Consider the following 17,042-nt stretch of genomic DNA (forward strand, 5'->3'; position numbering starts at 1 on the left):
CAACATAGTCGCCCGTTCCGTTCAATCCTGCTACCCTAAGAAGTAGAGACGGAGGGATGGAAGAATGAACCAAAATACGGAGCAATTACGGACTGAGCCCATCGGCAGACTCCTCTTCAAGTTATCGCTTCCGGCGATGATTGGGATGCTCGTGACGGCGCTCTACAATATCATTGATACGATTTTTGTCGCCCGAGGGATCGGTGCATCGGCAGTCGCTGCCATCGGGATTGCGTTCCCGATTCAGATGATTTTAATGGCCGTGTCGAGTGCCGTTGGTCTAGGTGGGGCGTCTATCAGTTCGAGGAAGCTTGGACGCGGTGACGATGCCGGTGCAGCCGTTACATTCTTGAACGTACTTGTCCTCGTCGGTCTGTTTGCGGCACTTGCGGTCAGTTCTGCTTTCTTTATGTTAGATGACATTTTAAAAGTGTTCGGTGCGACGACCGAAATCATGGATCTCAGCCGACAGTACTTATCAGTTGTATTAATCAGTTCACCATTCTTCATGTTCACACTCGCTTCGAGTGCGATGGTTCGTGCTGAAGGACAGGCACCTTATCAAATGAAGGTCATGCTGACGACCGTTCTCGTCAACCTCGTGACGACCCCGCTCTTCATTTTCACGTTCGACTGGGGCATGTACGGGGCAGCGACTTCGACGGCACTCGCCCAAGTCATCGGTTCCGTATTGATGCTGCGCTTCTTCTTCGCCCGAAAACCAAAAACGGAGCTGCGCTTCAAGTGGCGTCAGTTCCGGATTCGATTCGATGAGATAAAAGAAATCATGGCAATCGGTTCGTCTTCGTTCATCATGATGGTGTCCCAATCCATTTTATTCGTTGGTGTCAACGTGATGCTCGGTACGTACGGCGGGACCGAAGAATTGGCCATATTCGCCATTATCAACAAGTTCATGGCGCTCGTCGGTATGCCAATCATGGGAATCGTCCAAGGGATGCAACCAATCGTTGGATATAACTACGGTGCAGAGCGATTCGACCGAATGCGTGAAACCATTTGGACGGCGATGCGGACCGGGATTGCGATTGCTGTCATCATTTGGTTGATTCTGCAGCTATTCCCGCAAACACTCATGGGCTGGTTCTCGACGGATGAGGCGCTCATTGCTGGCGGTGTGACGGCGATTCACATTTTGTTCGCCGTTTCCTTCCTTCCGAGTGTTCAGATGCTCGTCAATGGAATCTATCAGTCCCTCGGGAAAGCACGCGTCGCTATGTTCTTGTCCCTTTCACGTCAGACGCTCTACACGATTCCGCTCGTCTTTATTCTCCCGTCGTTCCTCGGAGTGTTCGGCGTATGGTTGGCATTCCCAATCGCTGATGCGATGACATTTTTGACGGCTGTTGCTTTGGCATTCTGGGACCGTAAATTATTATTCCGTTCTTCAGAAGAAGATAAAGAAGCACATGATGTAAATCCAAAAGCGACAAACTTATAATCAAACGTCCGCTCGTGTCGAGCGGGCGTCTTCTTTTAGGAACAAGTATATCCCACCGAGGAGGACGACGGCTCCGATCCATTGGAACGGTCCAAGTCGCTCTCCGAAGAAGGCGTATCCAAACAGCATTCCCCACAACGCCTCTCCAAGAATCGTGATACTGACGACGGTCGCACTGACACGGGCAAGCGCATAGTTGAACAGATTGTGCCCGAGGATTGTCGGGAAGAAAGCGAGCGCGAGGAAGTACCACCAGTTGATGGATTCAAAGGCAGTGAATGTCGTGCCGCGAACGAGCAACATGAAGCAAAGCACGACCGTCGCAACGAGATATACGCTAAAAGAATATGTATTCGTGTTCATCGAAGCTCGTACATGCTGTCCAACGAGCCAATACCCTGCAATCAATAGGGCGGCAATCAAGGCGAGTAGGTCTCCGAAGAGGGCTTCACGGCCGAGTTGAACGTCCCCCGCAGCGACGAGCATGCCCCCGAGGACAGCAACGAGCGCGAAGGCCAGTCCCTTTCGAGTCGGATTCTTTTTAAAGATGAGTGCATTCCCGATCAACACAAAAATTGGACTCGATGTGACAAACAGTGTGGAGCTGGCGACCGTCGTGTAATCGAGTGACAAGAACCAAAGCCAAAAGTGAAAGGCCAGTAACGTTCCGCTAAGGAGTAGAGCATAACGTGTCATAAGGCGCGTGGTGATCAGTGATTTGAAATCGACAAACGGTAGCAACATGAGACACGTGAAAAGCATTCGGTAAAATGCGGCAGTCTCGGCAGGTGCCGACGTCCATTTGACGAAGAGGACGCTCGTCGATAAGAAAAAGACAGCGGCGAATAAGATAAGATAAGACATGGCGACACTCCTTCACAGTTGTACTTCTCTGTTAATGATATCGCAAAACAGCCACGAGGCAAGACATGATTCAAAAAGAGCAAACAAATGCTCCCCTCTCGATGTGTCCATCCTCGACTTGATATAGTAAAATACATAGTAGAAGCTAGCCAATCATGTACGTCTTGCCATTATGTAGAAGGCGAAGTAAGGAGTTCTTATGAGACTAATCATTGCGGAAAAGCCATCACAAGCTCAAAAGTTGGCTGCTCCCTATCCATCTAAAAAGCGAAAAGACGAGATTGAAATCTCACCTTGTCCCCGTTTCCCTGAGGGGGCGATTGTCGTATGGGCCGTCGGTCACCTTTGTGAACTTCAAGAACCGTCGCACTATCGTCCGGAATGGAAGTCATGGAAGTACGAGGCGCTTCCAATCGTCCCAGAACGATTTGATTATCGTATTTCAAAAGGGAAGTCGAAACCGTTCTATGCCATCAAAAAATGGCTCCATGACCGCTCGATTACCGATGTCATCATCGCATCAGATGCCGAACGGGAAGGAGAAGCGATCGTTCGTCTGATCCTCCGACTCGCAGGTAACAAAAAACCACTTGCTCGACTATGGATTTCGAGTCTGACGGAGCAAGCAGTCGATCGAGGATTCTCGCAACTGTTGCCAGGTGAACAGACGATTCCATACTACCATGAGGCGATGAGTCGCGCCTGTGCGGACTGGCTCGTTGGGATGAACGCCTCACGTGCCTATACGACATTGTTGAAGACGATTGGGATTGAAGACGTCTTCTCGCTCGGTCGTGTACAAACCCCGACGCTTGCCTTAATCGTCAATCGCGAACGAGAAATTAAACAATTCGTACCAGAACCATACTTTGAGGTCGAGGCGACACTTGCAAAAGGTCGAGGCACGTTCAAAGCGAAGTATACGTTTGGAAAGACAACGAAGCTCAAAACGCGTGAGGAAGCCGATGCGGTCGTCAAACGGGCATCTGGAACTGCGATTGTGAAGACAATCGACAAAGAAGAAAAAATCGAGCAACCGCCATTTTGGTTCAGTTTATCTGGATTACAAGCGGAGGCAGGGAAACGCTTCGGATTCGGAGCGAAAAAGACACTTGATATCGCTCAAAAGTTATATACGAAAGGGTGGATTAGTTACCCGCGGACCGATTCGGGATTTGTCACACCCGATGAGGCGACGTTATTTCCACAGACAAAGGCAAGACTGCTAAAGTCTGAAGCCTATGCCGGACTTCGTGACCTATTGACTGAGGACCCGTCGAAAAATCGACGCTATGTCAATGCCAAGAAAGTCAGTGACCACTACGCAATCATCCCGACGGAGGCATGTGGTGACGTCACTCGACTCGGTGGGGATGAGGCGAAACTGTATGATTTGATCAATCGACGCTTCCTTGCGGCCTTTGCTCCCGCAGCGATGCTCGAGAAGACAACGGTTGATTTGATTGATGGAAGCGACTTGTATCGAGCAAAAGGAACCGTCGTTGTGAGTCCTGGCTATCGACAAGTCGTTGAGATGAAATCAAAAGATGTCGAGCTTCCGGCGATGATGGTCGGTGAAGAATTAAAAGAGAAGAAAGTTGAAGTGTTGTCGAAACAGACAGAGCCACCGAAGCGATATACGGAGGGCGCGCTCATTATGGCGATGAAAGTCGCCGGGAAACAACTCGATGACGAAGAGCTGATTCATATCATGAAAGAAGTAGAGGGTCTTGGGACTGAGGCGACACGTGCCAACATCATCGATGGATTGAAAAAGCGAGGCTATGTCCAACTTCAGAAAAAAGAGCTCGTTCCTACAGATAAAGGGCGCCTGTTGATCGATGTCCTCGGAGACAGTATTTTGGCCTCGCCCGTCATGACAGCGAAATGGGAGAAACGTCTCCATGAAATCGGTCAAGCATCGGCCTCCGCTGCTGAATTTATTGAACAAGCGAAGAAGATGTCCGTTCATTTGGTCGAAGAAGCGAAATCGCGAGTAGAAGCGGCTAATCCTGAGGGCTATACGATTGAAGCGAAGCGTTATGGAAAGAAAGGAACGACTCGACCGAAGGCATCATTTGGTATCTGTCCGAATTGTGGAAAAGGGCTCGTCGAACATCCGAAGTTCATCGGCTGTAGTGGATATCGTGAAGGATGTCGCTTCACCGTATCCAAACAGGTGCTCGGCGTCGGACTCGTCAAAGATGAGTTGAAGCAAATGATCAATGGAGGGCAATCGAACGTCCATACGTTCAAAAAAGGAGACAAGACGTTCAATGCCTCATTGTATTTAGAGAAGGGTACACTCCGATTTGAATTCAAATAAAAAAGGGTCGCGCATTAGAGCGGCCCTTCTTTCTTGTCAGTCTTGTCTCTTTTCTTGTCGTCTTCAATGCGACGATTGATTTCGTCATAGTCGAGGACGATGTCATCTTTATTGTCTTTATAGGCGTATCCTTTTTGGATGACGACGATGGATGCGATGAGGACGAGTAAGATGATTAAACCGCTGACGGCAAATATCCAGGCCATATGAACCCCTCACTTTCTTTCTTCAGTATGCCAAACAATGGACAGGTTCTTCAACTAGAATGAACAGACGGTTATGTCGTGTGTGAATGAAAAGATATGGTACAATACGATATAGATTAATACGTAAAGAAGGAAGGGATAGTCATGGCGATTTTGATTGTGGACGATGAACCGGTCAATACGCTCGTACTCGAGCAACTGCTTCACCAGCACGACTATGAGACGGTATCGGTCTCGAGCGGGGAAGAAGCGCTCGACTTACTGATGGCCCCACAAGCTGCATCGCTGTATGATCTCGTCCTGTTGGATGTCGAAATGCCTGGAATTTCAGGAATCGAGACGTGCAAGCGGATTCGGCAGATGGCTGACTTTGAAGAGTTGCCGGTCATCATGGTATCCGGACGAACGGAAGAGAAGCAGATTGCCGAGGGGCTCGACGCGGAGGCGTCAGATTACACGACCAAACCGATCAAAATAACAGAATTACTTGCAAGAATCCGTTCTGCTCTCCGTTATAAGGCGGCTGTTGATGAACGGAAAATTTATGAGGCCCGTCTTCAGTATGATTTGGACCTCGCCCAGAAGATTCAACAAAGCGCGCTTACGCCACCAATCAGTAATGAAGAGATTGATGTTCGGGCGCTCTATCTGCCTTCTAAAAAATTGGCTGGGGACATGTACGCATGGTTTCAGGTCGCTCCGGACCGATACGGGGTCATCATCTTTGATGTCATGGGACACGGGGTCTCATCGGCGCTCATCACGATGGGGATCCGTTCCATCCTACCGGGGCTTGTCGGGAACGTGCAGTACCCGGTAGACGTCATGACGGAGTTGAACCGTCAGATGACGTTCCTCTTCTCTGGTGACGATATGCACAGCTACTTCACGGCGGTCTATTGTTACATCGACACGACAAAGCGTCGAATCGAATATGTGAATGCAGGCCATCCCCCTGTGATCGTGACGTCAGAAGAAGGAAACTGTCGTCTTGAGACGACAGGGGTACCAGTCGGTATGTTCGAGGAACCGAATTATGAGTCGAAAGAGATTGACATCACACCGAATATGACGCTTCACATGTATACGGATGGACTCATGGAGTGTTACAGCAAAGATATCGATGATGGGATTCGCTGGCTAGAGAAGGACGTTTCCACATACGGTTTGGACTATAGTCGTCACGTCGCTGAACAGCTTGTGCCAAAGATTGAGATTGAAGACGACCTGTGTCTCGTCACGGTCAAAATCACATGAAGAGAGCCTGACGCAACGTGCGTCAGGCTCTTTTTTGCTAGAAATATCGCTTTCGCCAAAGGATATAGAAGGCGAGACCGGAAAATCCAATCATCATCGTGATGGCCATGATGAATCCGAACGGTTGTCCTTCCCATGGAACTTGAACGTTCATCCCGAAAATTCCAGATATCATTGTCGGGATACTGAGGACAATCGTGATGGATGCCAAGAATTTCATGACGAAGTTGACGTTGTTCGAAATGATGGATCCGAATGCTTCCATCTTGATGCTGATGATGTCGTTATAAATCGATGCCATTTCCATCGCTTGACGGTGTTCGACAAAAACGTCTTCGAGTAGTTCTTCGTCCTCTTCATGCTTCTCCAAACTCGGTGTCTTGACGATGCGGTCTAAGACGCTATCGTTCGCTTTTAAAGAGGTCATGAAGTAGACGAGAGATTTTTGAAGGTTCATCAACTGGAAAATCTCTTGGTTTCGCATCGAACGCTGCAACTCTTGCTCGAGTTCGTCCATTCTTCGGTCGATTTGGCGCAAGAAACGCAAATACGTCATACTCACCCGATGTAAAATCTGAAAGACGAAGCGACTTCGGTAGTTCGTTCGGAACAGTCTTGCCTTTCCGTTAGCGAACAAATTCAACACGTCGAGATCTCGCGAGCAGACGGTGATGAAATGTCGTCCGGTCACGATGATACCGAGCGGGATGGTATTATACGTGCGACCTGTATCATCTTCCTCCACATACGGAACGTCGATGATCATGAGAAGTCCTTCATCATCTTTTTCAAAACGTGGTTTCTCTTCAATATCAAGTGGGTCATATACAAAGTCTTCTGGAATGCCGGACGCCTCGATGACTTGATCGGCCTCATCTTTTGTCGGATTCACGAGTTGAATCCAGCTTCCTTTATCAAAGTCTTCGATTTCACCCACATGGCCTGATGCGTCAGTACGGTAAATCGTCAGCATGCATCTTCCTCCTACCTTAACTCAATCTTATTATAGGTAGCCAAAATGAAGAGTGCAATCCAAAGCAGGAGATTTTTTGTTTTCTCCCGAAAACGTGTTACAGTGAGTATGAACGATTGGAATATCGTTTATTGAGGAGGGGTTACATTGACTAGAATGCCCGAAGACGCTCTGTTCAATGAAGAAAAACTAGCAGAGCTCCACCAAATCGCAAACGGAAACATGGATTTTTTAAATAAAATTGCAACCACATATATCCAGCAGTTGGAGGCGAAGTATCCTGAACTGCAATCGGCAGTCGAGGCGAAAGACTATTCTCGTGTCGAGCAACTCGCCCATTTATTAAAAGGGGCCTCCTATTCAGTTGGTCTAGAACAGACGGCCCTTCTTTTCCACGACCTCGAAGTGGCTGGAGAAAACGCACATCTAGACGGAGCGAACGAAACGTTGGCAACCATCGAATCGCATAGTAAGCGATTTTTAAGCGAGTGGAATACGCATTTCAAACAATTCACATAAAAAAGTTTGCGACCGAGATGTCGCAAACTTTTTTATTATCCTACAAATTCATCAAGCGTCGCAATCAACATTCCGATTTCCGGTTTCGTGATTTGAGCGTTCGCACCGACGGCTTCCCCTTTATGTTTCAAGTCATCCGAGATGAGTGACGAGAAGATGATGATTGGAAGCGTTGCATAGCGGTCCATCTCACGGAGGCGCTTCGTCAAATGAAGTCCATCCATCTGTGGCATCTCAATGTCGGTGATGAGGAGGTCGCATTCGACGTCTTCTTGTTCAAACGCATCGAGTGCCTCTTTCCCGTTATTGAAGACTGTTGTATTGAAGTATCCCGCGTCATCCAACGTGTCAAGAATCAGTGTGCGGAGCATCTCTGAATCTTCAGCAATCCAAATATTCTTGTTCGAGCGCTCACGAGCACCGAGTCGCTTCACAGATTCGCGAGCCATGATGTCTTTACGTGACAATTCGAGCGCGATTCGCTCGTAGTCGAGCAAGATGATCATCTGGTCACCTGTTTTGACAACACCGTTCGTGATGCCTTGAACGCCACGTGCGAGATCGGACGGCGTGTCAATCTGCTCCCAAGAGATGCGTTTAATCTCGGTTACCTGGTCGACCCGAAGAACCGACTTCTCACCGTTGAACTCGCAGACAATCAAACGATCATCACTTCCGACTTCACGTGGATGGCTGATGACCATCGGAAGATCGATCACGGTCATGACCTCACCGCGCAACTCGATTAACCCCATGATGGCTTCCGGTGTACCTGGGAGTGGCGTCAATGGAAGCATCGTGATAATTTCACGTACTTTCATGACATTGATGCCGAACAAGAACGGTCCAGCTTGGAAAATCACGATTTCAAGTTCGTTCGTTCCTGCTTCAAGTAAAATATTATGATCAGTGCTCAATGGTAGTCCCTCCTATTTCACGTACTCTCATCTTTACTATCGGTATCCGATCGATGAATCTACAGTAAAAATAGTGTCAACTCTCATCAGAATTCACAAAAAGTTTCATAGTAACCGTTTACATCTCATAAACTGAATCGTTATAGTTGTCCAATGGAAAAAAATCTGCATACAATGGGGTTGGCAACGAGATATTACAGCTTACTCAGGAGGCAGATAGAGATGTTGAGTATGAACACATATCCATATTTATTGAATGGTCAATGGCAGGAATCTTCAAGCAACGAAACGATTGAACTCGTTTCACCATATAAAGACGAAGTCGTAGGTCGCGTTCAAGCGATGTCACGCGATGAAGTCGATGAAGCCATCCATGGCGCAAAACGTGCACAACAAGAATGGGCGGCGCTTCCGGTCAACAAGCGCGCTGAATTGTTGTACGCATGGGCAGAAAAACTCGAAGAACGCGTGGATGAGATTGGTCAAATCATCATGCAAGAAGTCGGGAAAAACTTGAACGACGCGAAGAAGGAAGTCGTGCGGACGGCGGAAATCATTCGTTATACGGCAGAAGAAGGAATTCGCTTCAATGGCGGCTTCATGCAAGGCGATTCATTCCCAGGTGGCTCGAAAAACAAGATGGCCATCATCAAGAAAGAAGCGCTCGGTGTCGTCCTCGCGATTTCACCGTTCAACTACCCGGTAAACTTGGCAGCTGCTAAGATTGCGCCGGCGCTCGTCACAGGAAATGCGGTAGTCTTCAAACCAGCAACGCAAGGTGCAATCAGTGGGATCAAGATGGTCGAGGCTCTTCACGATGCCGGTCTTCCAAAAGGTCTGTTGAACCTCGTGACAGGTCGCGGTTCGGTCATCGGTGACTACTTGACATCACATCCAGGGATCGACATGATCACGTTCACAGGTGGAACGGGTACGGGTCAACATTTGTCACAACAAGCGTCGATGGTACCGGTCGTACTCGAACTCGGCGGGAAAGACCCAGCCCTCGTTTTAGAGGATGCAGACTTGACGTTAGCAGCTGACCAAATTGTCAGCGGAGCGTTCTCATATTCAGGTCAACGTTGTACAGCAATCAAGCGCGTCTTCGTCCTTGAAAATCAAGCGGATGAGCTCGTCGATATGTTGAGAGAACGTGTCGCAAAACTTTCAGTCGGTTCACCGGAAGAGAACAGCTTCATCGTTCCTTTAGTTGATGCGAAGACGACGGATTATGTACAGGGTTTGATTGACGACGCCGTCAATAAAAAGGCAACGGTCGTTTACGGTAATAAGCGTGAAGGAAACTTGCTTCACCCGACATTGCTTGATCATGTGACGACAGATATGCGTGTCGCATGGGAAGAACCGTTCGGACCGGTCCTCCCGGTCATCCGTGTGAAATCACTCGACGAGATGATCACACTCACGAATGAATCGGAGTTTGGTCTTCAGGCGAGCGTCTTCACACAAAACGTCAATAGCGCCTTCACGGTCGCTGATAAGTTAGAAGTCGGTACGGTCCAAGTGAACGGACGGACAGAACGCGGTCCAGACCACTTCCCATTCATCGGTGTCAAGCAATCGGGACTCGGCGTTCAAGGAATCGGACGTAGCCTTGAGACGATGACACGTGATAAAGTGACGGTCATCAACCTATAATATGGATCATTCATGAGGGAGAGACATCTCCCTCTTTTTTGTTTGATTGAAAACGCATCTTTCAGACGGGTATAATGGAGAAAGACAGGAAGAAGGGGTGGTGATGACGTGGCGGACTGGATTTCTAGCCAACTGGCAAGACTCGATATCCCGACACCGTTCGAAGTCGGGAACGTGAACGTATATATCGTTGAACATATGAACCGCTTCTTCATGGTCGATTGTGGACCAGACACAGAAGAGGCGTGGACCTCGTTGAACCGTCAACTTGAAGAGCTTGAACTCTCGTTGGCGGATATCGACTTTTTATTTTTGACACATCATCATGCTGATCATGCCGGACAAGCATGGCGTCTTCGCGACGCATCCATCCCCGTGTACGGGCATGAAAAGCTCGTTCGATACTTAGAGCAAACCCCAAACTTTTTGAAGCGTGGTAATCACTTTTTACATGAATTGGCCGTCTCGTTCGGGGCACCGGCTCCACTTGTGGAAAAATTACCAGACTATCGCGAAGCGCTTCGCTGGATTGGACCGACGACTGTCACGATGACGTTCGGGGACGGGCAAGCGTTAACGTCGGATGGGGCGTGGCAGACAATCCATTTACCTGGACACGCCAGTGACCAGCTCGGGTTGATTGGTCCCGGAGGAGTCTTGATTGCCGGAGATCACCTCATCGATAAGGTCGAACCAAATCCGCTCATCGAACAGCCGTATGATGACGAAGGATTTGCATCACCCGTCATTCTCTATATCGATTCGCTTAAAAAATTACGTGGGATTGATTTAAAGCTCGTCGTCAGTGGACACGGTGAACCGATTCACCATCCGAATGATTTAATCGAGAGTCGAATTCGCCAACGGTATGAGCGCAGTGAACAATTGCTTGCCGAATGGGAAGATGGACTTAGCGTTTTTGATTGGTCAATGAAGTTATATGGACGAAAGATGCGACGTGGGATGCCGCTCGTCTTCAGTGAAGTGTTTGCACGACTCAGTTTACTCGAGGAACGTGGCGACATCGAGAGACGTCGAGATGATCAAAAATGGATTTATACGAAGAAAGAAGTGATGTCGTGAAAAGAGTAGTCATTACTGGTGCGTCAAGCGGGCTCGGTGCCGCATTGGCGCATTCTTTTTATGAATATGGATACAACGTATTGTTGATTGGAAGAAATGAAGAACGGTTAAAAAAGATTGCCGCAACATGTGAAGGGGATTGGATGTGCGCGGATGTCGCAAAGTCAACCGCTCTCGTTCATGATGTGAGCGAACGGTTCGGGAAATTTGACGTATGGGTCAACAATGCAGGCATGGCCGAATTTGATTTTGTGACCAATCAGTCGACGGATGTGATAGAAGAAACGATGCGTGTGAACGCTCTCGCACCGATGCTGTTATCGCGAGATGTCGCCCGAGTGATGGAGCGAGAGGGTATCATCGTCAACATCTGTTCACAGGCTGCGAAAGTACCGACACCTAAGTCAGCCGTCTACGCAGGGTCAAAGGCGGCACTTTTACAGTTTTCGAACGCGCTCAGGCTAGAGTTGAAGCCCCGTGGCATTCACGTCATGACGGTCAATCCAGGACCGATTGCAACGCCGTTCTTTAATCGAGCTGATAAAAGTGGTACATATGCTGAAAGTGTTCAAAGGATCATGCTTGACCCGAAACGATTGGCTGATGCGATTGTCAGAGGAAGTCGTAAGCGAAAACGCGAAATCAATGCGCCATGGTGGATGAACGTAGGGGCGAATGTGTATGCAATCTGTCCAACCATGTTCGAAATGCTCGCAAAAAGGGGATTTGAGAAAAAGTAAAAAGGGGGATTAAGATGAGGAAATGGAGAGTACTGCTCGCAACTGTCATGCTCACATTCGTGGCAGCGTGTGGGAGTGAACAGGCAGTTGAGTTTTCGGACTCGTTTGAAAAAGCAGCAACAACGGCAGAAGGGTCGACCGTCAACCTATATATGTGGGGTGGGGACGAGGGCATCAACAGCTACATCGATGACTACGTGGCACCTCGTCTCGAGGAATCTTACAATGTCGAATTGAACCGTGTCGCAATGGATACGGCAGAATTCATCCGACAATTATCACTCGATAAGAAAGCGGACAGACAAGTCGGGACGATTGATGCCGTCTGGATCAATGGCGACAATTTCCGAAATGCGAAAGAGGCAGGTCTTCTTCGAGACGGATTGATGGAGCGTGTCCCGAACGCCGATTTATTAAACGAAACGGCCCAACAATCAGATGCCGGCACCCCGACAGAGGACTTGGAGCTCGCATGGGGGAATGTACAATTCATCTTGCATTACGATGCAGCGAAAGTGGACAATCCTCCTCAATCGTTTGAGGAACTACGTCGCTGGACTGAAGACAATCCAGGTCGTTTCACGTATCCTGAAGTCACAGATTTCACGGGGAATGCCTTCGTCCGCCATCTATTATATGCACGATATGGTGACGAGTTGGACCAAAAAGCGACCATTGAGGATTCGTTCTGGGACGACTTGAAAGCGTGGTCTCCGAATTTGTGGAAAGACGGACAAACGTATCCAAAGACGCTCGAACAACTCGATCAGCTCTATGCATCAGGAGAAGTTTGGATGACGATGGGATTTAACGAACGCCGAGCCGAGGCGGAAGTGACGGAAGGAATCTTCCCGAAAGAGACACGCGCGCTCGTCCTCGATCACTCCATTGCCTCGACACACTTCTTAGCAGTCCCGTTCAATGCCCCGAATCCAGATGGGGCGCTCGTTCTTCTCCAAGAACTGTTGTCTCCTGAAGCACAGCTCGTCAAACAAGGACCAGACTATTGGGGAGATGGAACATCACTCGACTTAACGAAGCTTGACGTGAATGACCAACGCGCGTTTGAAGAACTAGGGGAGGGTGTCACGTACCCGGACTCGGAGCAATTGCTCGAACGTTCGATTCCGGATTATGGACCGAATGTGATTGACATCGTCCGTGAGGAGTGGCCGCGTGTTGCGAAGTAGTGTTGCGGTGACGATCATGGTATCCCTTCTCACGCTCGCTGCCCTCGTCTTTCTCGGCATAGAGGCAACGGGAACGGATTGGGGCTCGCTTTTGACAGATGAGACGTGGCGCGATAGTTTCGTCACGACGCTTTATGTCGTTAGCGTGTCGACCATGTTATCGCTTGTAATCGGGACATGGCTTGCAAGAACGGTCGTCCGAAAAAATTGGCGTTTCCTATCATCTGTACTCCGACTTCCGATGTTTGTTCCTCACATCGCTGCTGCATATCTGTTTTGGCTATTGTTCAGTGGGACGAACGGCATCGGATGGATTGAGGCGAACGAACGAGACTATGTCACGGTCATCCTGACCTACATATGGAAGGAGACGCCGTTCGTCTTTTTAATGATGCTCGGGACATATGAGCAATTGAATCGGGGTTACGTCGAGATGGCGAAGACGCTCCAACTCTCTCCGTTTGACCAGTTCAAACATGGGGAGTTGCCGTTTTTGATTAAACCATTGCTCGACTCGACCTGGATTTTAATTGCTTTCATCTCATTTGCGTATGAGGTTCCGGCACTGCTCGGTGTGACATACCCGAAACTAATCGGTGTCCTCGCATACGAACGACTGTCGACGGGACTCTATTTGGAGGCGACAGAGCCTTATGCGGTCGCCCTCATGTGGACCTGTCTTGTCGGATTCGGTGTATTCCTATCTTACGTATTGACCGCATCCATACGAAGACGAATTGAACGTGGGGTGAGACGATGATTCGGCAAGGGCTTCTCATCTGTTTGACGTTCATCCCGTTTATCAGCCTCTTTTTCGTAGTCCCGACAATCGAAATCGAGAACAGCATGGCAATCGTTCATACGATCGGATTAATCGTGATTTTATCTGGAATCAACGTGTGGCTCGCGATGATGTGTGCGTGGTGGCTACTGTGGACAGATTCCAAATGGAAACATGTCATCGAATGGCTCGTCTTTTTACCATTGTTCATTCCGATGCTGGCCACATTGTTTGGCCTCTATCTGATCTTGGCGGAAGCTGGTCTGATTGGGACGTATGTCGGCGTCACCCTTGCCCTGCTAGTCGTGACGATTCCCTACTCAATCCGCCTCGCCTACAACGGAATGGCGGTCATCGGCCGACCACTTTTGGAACAAGCTCGGATTCTGCCATCGAGACGGCGAGTCATCTACGTGTTGTATCCGCTCTTTTCTAGATTGATGCGGACCATCGCGTTGTTCACGACCGTCATTTTGCTCAGTCAATTCGCGCTGATTCAGTTGATTGGTGCAGGATTGATTCCGACCGTGACGACAGAACTGTATCAATCTTATGCGGGAAACAATCGTGGTCTCGCTCTCTCGAACACATGGATGCTCATCCTATTCCCCGTTCTCCTCTATTTCCTGCTCTCAGGATGGGATCGGTATATGGTGCGTATGCTGAAAGGACGTCTTCAATGAGTTTGAATGTACAAAATCTATGGAAACAATTTGGAACGAAACAAATACTAAATGGGGTCGACTTCGAGGTTAAACCTCACGACATCCACGCAATCGTCGGTGTGAGTGGTTCAGGGAAATCGACGATTCTACGAATCATCGCAGGTCTTGAGTCGGCTGACAGCGGCGACGTGAAATGGAATCACCGTTCTTTAATCCATATCCCTGCGCATAAACGGCGCGTGACGATGCTATCGCAAACGGCATTATTGTTCCCACATTTGACAGTCGGAGAGAATGTCACGCTCGTGACCCGAGAACGTTCTCGTAAGCAGGCGGAACATTGGTTACGAGTCGTTCAACTCGGTGATCGATATGATGCCGAAATACACGAACTGTCTGGTGGCGAACAGCAACGGGTCAGTCTTGCCCGAGCTTTAGCGGCTGAACCAGAACTACTGTTGTTAGATGAACCCTTTACAAACCTTGATCCGAAACTCAAGCTCGACTTGCAACGTTTTATCCGGGATTTAGTGAAAGAACTCAACCTGACGGCGGTATTGGTCACTCATGATCGGGAAGAAGCGATGCTCATGGCAGACCAGGTGACGCTAATTGATGAAGGCAAGGTGACACGTACGGGGACGGTTGCGGAGTTATACGATACCGCCCCTGGATTCGGTGACTTTGTCATGCTCGATGGCAAACTTCGACCATTGTCCGAGGTGGAAATATCCGAAACGATTGGTGAACCGGTGCAATTGATGAAGAAAATTTATCGGTTCGGTCAGTGCTTTGGAGAATATCATTTCCAAGATGGAAAGTCGGTCATGTTACCGACGCATGAATGGTTCGTTATCGGAATGACATATCGAATCAAACGAAAGGAGGAATACCATGCTTGATACGTACGGGAGTCGTTACGTCCAACCTGTCATTGAACGGGGGGCGAATCGACTGATCAAATGGAACTTTACACCGAATGAAGTAACCATTTTAGGCGGAATCATAGGGGTTTCGACAGGAATCTTTATTTATAATGACATGCACTGGACGGCCGTAATCTTATTGTGGCTATCTGGTTTGTTTGATGTCTTGGATGGAACGATGGCACGAAAATCCAAAACGACTGGTTTTGGAACGGTGCTCGACCTCGTCTTAGACCGGTTCGTCGAATTATCGGTCGTGATTGCCCTCGCACTTCGCTATCCAGAATACATGCCAATCTTTCTCATATTGATTGGATCATTTGTCATTGCGATGACGCTATTTTTGGCTGTTGGTGCAAGTAGTTCAAGGCGATCAGAGAAGACATTTTATTATCAGCCTGGAATCATTGAACGAACGGAATGCTTCATCTTGTTCACATTGATGATTCTCTTCCCGAACTGGGTCGGCGGGATTGCACTCATCTTTTTAGTACTTGAAGTGATGACAATCACGCAACGATTCATCGAGGCGCGGAGAATTTTGCGATGAAACCAGTATTGATGTTGGCAGGACTCGGTCACGGACAGATTGAAATTTTGGACCGTCTTGATGAGATTCGAGGGTATTACGAAGTTCAATTCATCGGAGAACGTCAGACGGTGTATACAGGTGCCTTCCCACAAGTGATTGCCGGGCTCATGAACTCCGCGACAGTCCAATTGCCACGACTTGAACCGGTCGCAGAACGGGTTATCTCAATTGACCCTCATCAGCAAACCGTTCAAACGGAACAGGGCTTGTTTCACTACGATCAACTTGTGCTGGCGACTGGTGCAAAGAGTAGAGGCATTGGGACACCGCTTAAACCGATGTCACAAGCTTTACTTGACCGTATCGATTCGAGTTCGGTAGTGACGATTGTCGGTGGGGGCAAGGCCGGTGTAGAATTGGCGTTTACGTGCGCAATGACGAAAGACGTGACGCTGTATGCAAAAAGGATTTTGCCAGACGTGCCGCTCCATAGACAGAAACAAATTGAACGTCTTCTAGTGAAATCAGGCATTATGGTCGTTAAACAACGGCTTCAAGATGACGCATCGGAGGGGCTCCTGCTAGATGCGACTGGTGTTGTTCCTGTAGAATGGTGGGCTGAATCCGAGCTTGCAAAACCTGACAATTTTATAGCGACGGATGAATATTTACGTCATCATCAGTTTTCGAATATTTATGTAACAGGAGATATGGCATCCTGCTTAAATGGAGGTGTCGATGCTGTCAGGTCGGGGCGCTTTGTCGCCAAGCGCTTACTCAGTGAGACGAGTCAACCATTTCGAAGACGTCAATCGATGAATATACTATTGACGACACCAGGTCGTGCCTTGCTGACATTTGGACAGTTCACGTGGCATGGACGTCTTCCATATTATGTGAAGCGTTTCATTGACTCGCGATATGTTCGGCACTACAAGTAGT

The 17,042-nt window shown here is 48.6% G+C and carries 17 protein-coding genes; 13 read left to right on the plus strand and 4 right to left on the minus strand.

The window, feature by feature from the left end:
• Positions 1–64 precede the first annotated feature (64 nt).
• Positions 65–1,462 carry an MATE family efflux transporter gene (locus KNO61_RS02525; protein ID WP_214686914.1) on the plus strand — a complete coding sequence of 466 codons (1,398 nt, stop codon included), beginning with the start codon at positions 65–67 and terminating at the stop codon, positions 1,460–1,462.
• On the opposite strand, the gene KNO61_RS02530 is transcribed toward KNO61_RS02525, so the two are convergent.
• Positions 1,463–2,326 (minus strand): DMT family transporter, encoded by an 864-nt coding sequence (locus KNO61_RS02530; protein ID WP_214684062.1) that lies wholly within the window; start codon positions 2,324–2,326, stop codon positions 1,463–1,465.
• Between the two features lie 199 nt (positions 2,327–2,525).
• Here KNO61_RS02530 and KNO61_RS02535 point away from each other — a divergent pair, with 199 nt between their 5' ends.
• Positions 2,526–4,652 carry a DNA topoisomerase III gene (locus KNO61_RS02535; RefSeq protein WP_214684063.1) on the plus strand — a complete coding sequence of 709 codons (2,127 nt, stop codon included), beginning with the start codon at positions 2,526–2,528 and terminating at the stop codon, positions 4,650–4,652.
• A gap of 14 nt (positions 4,653–4,666) precedes the next feature.
• On the opposite strand, the gene ytzI is transcribed toward KNO61_RS02535, so the two are convergent.
• Positions 4,667–4,858: a YtzI protein gene (ytzI, locus tag KNO61_RS02540; RefSeq protein ID WP_078147072.1), complete on the minus strand. Its 192-nt coding sequence runs from the start codon at positions 4,856–4,858 to the stop codon at positions 4,667–4,669.
• 144 nt (positions 4,859–5,002) lie between these two features.
• On the opposite strand from ytzI, the gene KNO61_RS02545 reads away from it, so the two are divergent.
• Positions 5,003–6,115, plus strand: coding sequence for a PP2C family protein-serine/threonine phosphatase (locus KNO61_RS02545; RefSeq protein WP_074036772.1), 1,113 nt, complete (start codon positions 5,003–5,005; stop codon positions 6,113–6,115).
• A gap of 37 nt (positions 6,116–6,152) precedes the next feature.
• Here the strand turns inward: KNO61_RS02545 and KNO61_RS02550 are convergent, their stop codons facing one another.
• Positions 6,153–7,088, minus strand: a complete 936-nt coding sequence (locus KNO61_RS02550) for a magnesium transporter CorA family protein (protein WP_078147071.1) — start codon at positions 7,086–7,088, stop codon at positions 6,153–6,155.
• 156 nt (positions 7,089–7,244) lie between these two features.
• On the opposite strand from KNO61_RS02550, the gene KNO61_RS02555 reads away from it, so the two are divergent.
• A complete protein-coding gene (locus KNO61_RS02555) occupies positions 7,245–7,607 on the plus strand; it encodes an Hpt domain-containing protein (RefSeq protein ID WP_251030789.1) in 363 nt (120 codons plus the stop codon).
• Between the two features lie 35 nt (positions 7,608–7,642).
• Here KNO61_RS02555 and KNO61_RS02560 read toward each other — a convergent pair whose 3' ends face one another.
• Positions 7,643–8,524 carry a chemotaxis protein CheV gene (locus KNO61_RS02560; protein ID WP_078147069.1) on the minus strand — a complete coding sequence of 294 codons (882 nt, stop codon included), beginning with the start codon at positions 8,522–8,524 and terminating at the stop codon, positions 7,643–7,645.
• Between the two features lie 222 nt (positions 8,525–8,746).
• On the opposite strand from KNO61_RS02560, the gene KNO61_RS02565 reads away from it, so the two are divergent.
• From KNO61_RS02565 to KNO61_RS02605, 9 genes are all read left to right on the plus strand, one after another.
• Positions 8,747–10,183 (plus strand): NADP-dependent glyceraldehyde-3-phosphate dehydrogenase, encoded by a 1,437-nt coding sequence (locus KNO61_RS02565; protein ID WP_078147068.1) that lies wholly within the window; start codon positions 8,747–8,749, stop codon positions 10,181–10,183.
• Positions 10,184–10,291: 108 nt separating this feature from the next.
• A complete protein-coding gene (locus KNO61_RS02570; protein WP_031423403.1) occupies positions 10,292–11,266 on the plus strand; it encodes an MBL fold metallo-hydrolase in 975 nt (324 codons plus the stop codon).
• Entirely contained in the window at positions 11,263–12,006 is a 744-nt protein-coding gene (locus KNO61_RS02575) for an SDR family NAD(P)-dependent oxidoreductase (protein WP_214684065.1), read from the plus strand. The genes KNO61_RS02570 and KNO61_RS02575 overlap by 4 nt, the downstream gene beginning before the upstream one ends.
• A 14-nt stretch (positions 12,007–12,020) precedes the next feature.
• Positions 12,021–13,196, plus strand: a complete 1,176-nt coding sequence (locus tag KNO61_RS02580) for an ABC transporter substrate-binding protein (RefSeq protein ID WP_214684066.1) — start codon at positions 12,021–12,023, stop codon at positions 13,194–13,196.
• On the plus strand, positions 13,183–13,956 hold the full coding sequence (locus tag KNO61_RS02585) for an ABC transporter permease (RefSeq protein ID WP_214730572.1): 774 nt from the start codon (positions 13,183–13,185) through the stop codon (positions 13,954–13,956). Before KNO61_RS02580 ends, KNO61_RS02585 begins: the two co-directional genes overlap by 14 nt.
• Positions 13,953–14,660: an ABC transporter permease subunit gene (locus KNO61_RS02590; protein WP_214684070.1), complete on the plus strand. Its 708-nt coding sequence runs from the start codon at positions 13,953–13,955 to the stop codon at positions 14,658–14,660. The genes KNO61_RS02585 and KNO61_RS02590 overlap by 4 nt, the downstream gene beginning before the upstream one ends.
• A complete protein-coding gene (locus KNO61_RS02595; protein ID WP_214684072.1) occupies positions 14,657–15,544 on the plus strand; it encodes an ABC transporter ATP-binding protein in 888 nt (295 codons plus the stop codon). Before KNO61_RS02590 ends, KNO61_RS02595 begins: the two co-directional genes overlap by 4 nt.
• Positions 15,537–16,118 (plus strand): CDP-alcohol phosphatidyltransferase family protein, encoded by a 582-nt coding sequence (locus KNO61_RS02600; RefSeq protein ID WP_214684074.1) that lies wholly within the window; start codon positions 15,537–15,539, stop codon positions 16,116–16,118. Before KNO61_RS02595 ends, KNO61_RS02600 begins: the two co-directional genes overlap by 8 nt.
• The gene (locus KNO61_RS02605) at positions 16,115–17,041 is read left to right on the plus strand and encodes an NAD(P)/FAD-dependent oxidoreductase (protein WP_214684075.1); all 927 of its coding nucleotides are present in this window, start codon (positions 16,115–16,117) and stop codon (positions 17,039–17,041) included. Before KNO61_RS02600 ends, KNO61_RS02605 begins: the two co-directional genes overlap by 4 nt.
• Position 17,042: the final 1 nt, after the last annotated feature.

Origin of the sequence: Exiguobacterium sp. s140 (genome assembly GCF_018617035.1) — a bacterium.
Lineage (GTDB): Bacteria > Bacillota > Bacilli > Exiguobacteriales > Exiguobacteriaceae > Exiguobacterium > Exiguobacterium profundum.

Coding starts and splice junctions, on each gene's coding strand:
- KNO61_RS02530 (WP_214684062.1), bottom strand. CDS start 2,326: ATGTCTTATCTTATCTTATTCGCCGCTGTCTTTTTCTTATCGACGAGC.
- KNO61_RS02590 (WP_214684070.1), top strand. CDS start 13,953: ATGATTCGGCAAGGGCTTCTCATCTGTTTGACGTTCATCCCGTTTATC.
- KNO61_RS02545 (WP_074036772.1), top strand. CDS start 5,003: ATGGCGATTTTGATTGTGGACGATGAACCGGTCAATACGCTCGTACTC.
- KNO61_RS02525 (WP_214686914.1), top strand. CDS start 65: ATGAACCAAAATACGGAGCAATTACGGACTGAGCCCATCGGCAGACTC.
- KNO61_RS02580 (WP_214684066.1), top strand. CDS start 12,021: ATGAGGAAATGGAGAGTACTGCTCGCAACTGTCATGCTCACATTCGTG.
- KNO61_RS02535 (WP_214684063.1), top strand. CDS start 2,526: ATGAGACTAATCATTGCGGAAAAGCCATCACAAGCTCAAAAGTTGGCT.
- KNO61_RS02600 (WP_214684074.1), top strand. CDS start 15,537: ATGCTTGATACGTACGGGAGTCGTTACGTCCAACCTGTCATTGAACGG.
- ytzI (WP_078147072.1), bottom strand. CDS start 4,858: ATGGCCTGGATATTTGCCGTCAGCGGTTTAATCATCTTACTCGTCCTC.
- KNO61_RS02605 (WP_214684075.1), top strand. CDS start 16,115: ATGAAACCAGTATTGATGTTGGCAGGACTCGGTCACGGACAGATTGAA.
- KNO61_RS02565 (WP_078147068.1), top strand. CDS start 8,747: ATGTTGAGTATGAACACATATCCATATTTATTGAATGGTCAATGGCAG.
- KNO61_RS02550 (WP_078147071.1), bottom strand. CDS start 7,088: ATGCTGACGATTTACCGTACTGACGCATCAGGCCATGTGGGTGAAATC.
- KNO61_RS02555 (WP_251030789.1), top strand. CDS start 7,245: ATGCCCGAAGACGCTCTGTTCAATGAAGAAAAACTAGCAGAGCTCCAC.
- KNO61_RS02595 (WP_214684072.1), top strand. CDS start 14,657: ATGAGTTTGAATGTACAAAATCTATGGAAACAATTTGGAACGAAACAA.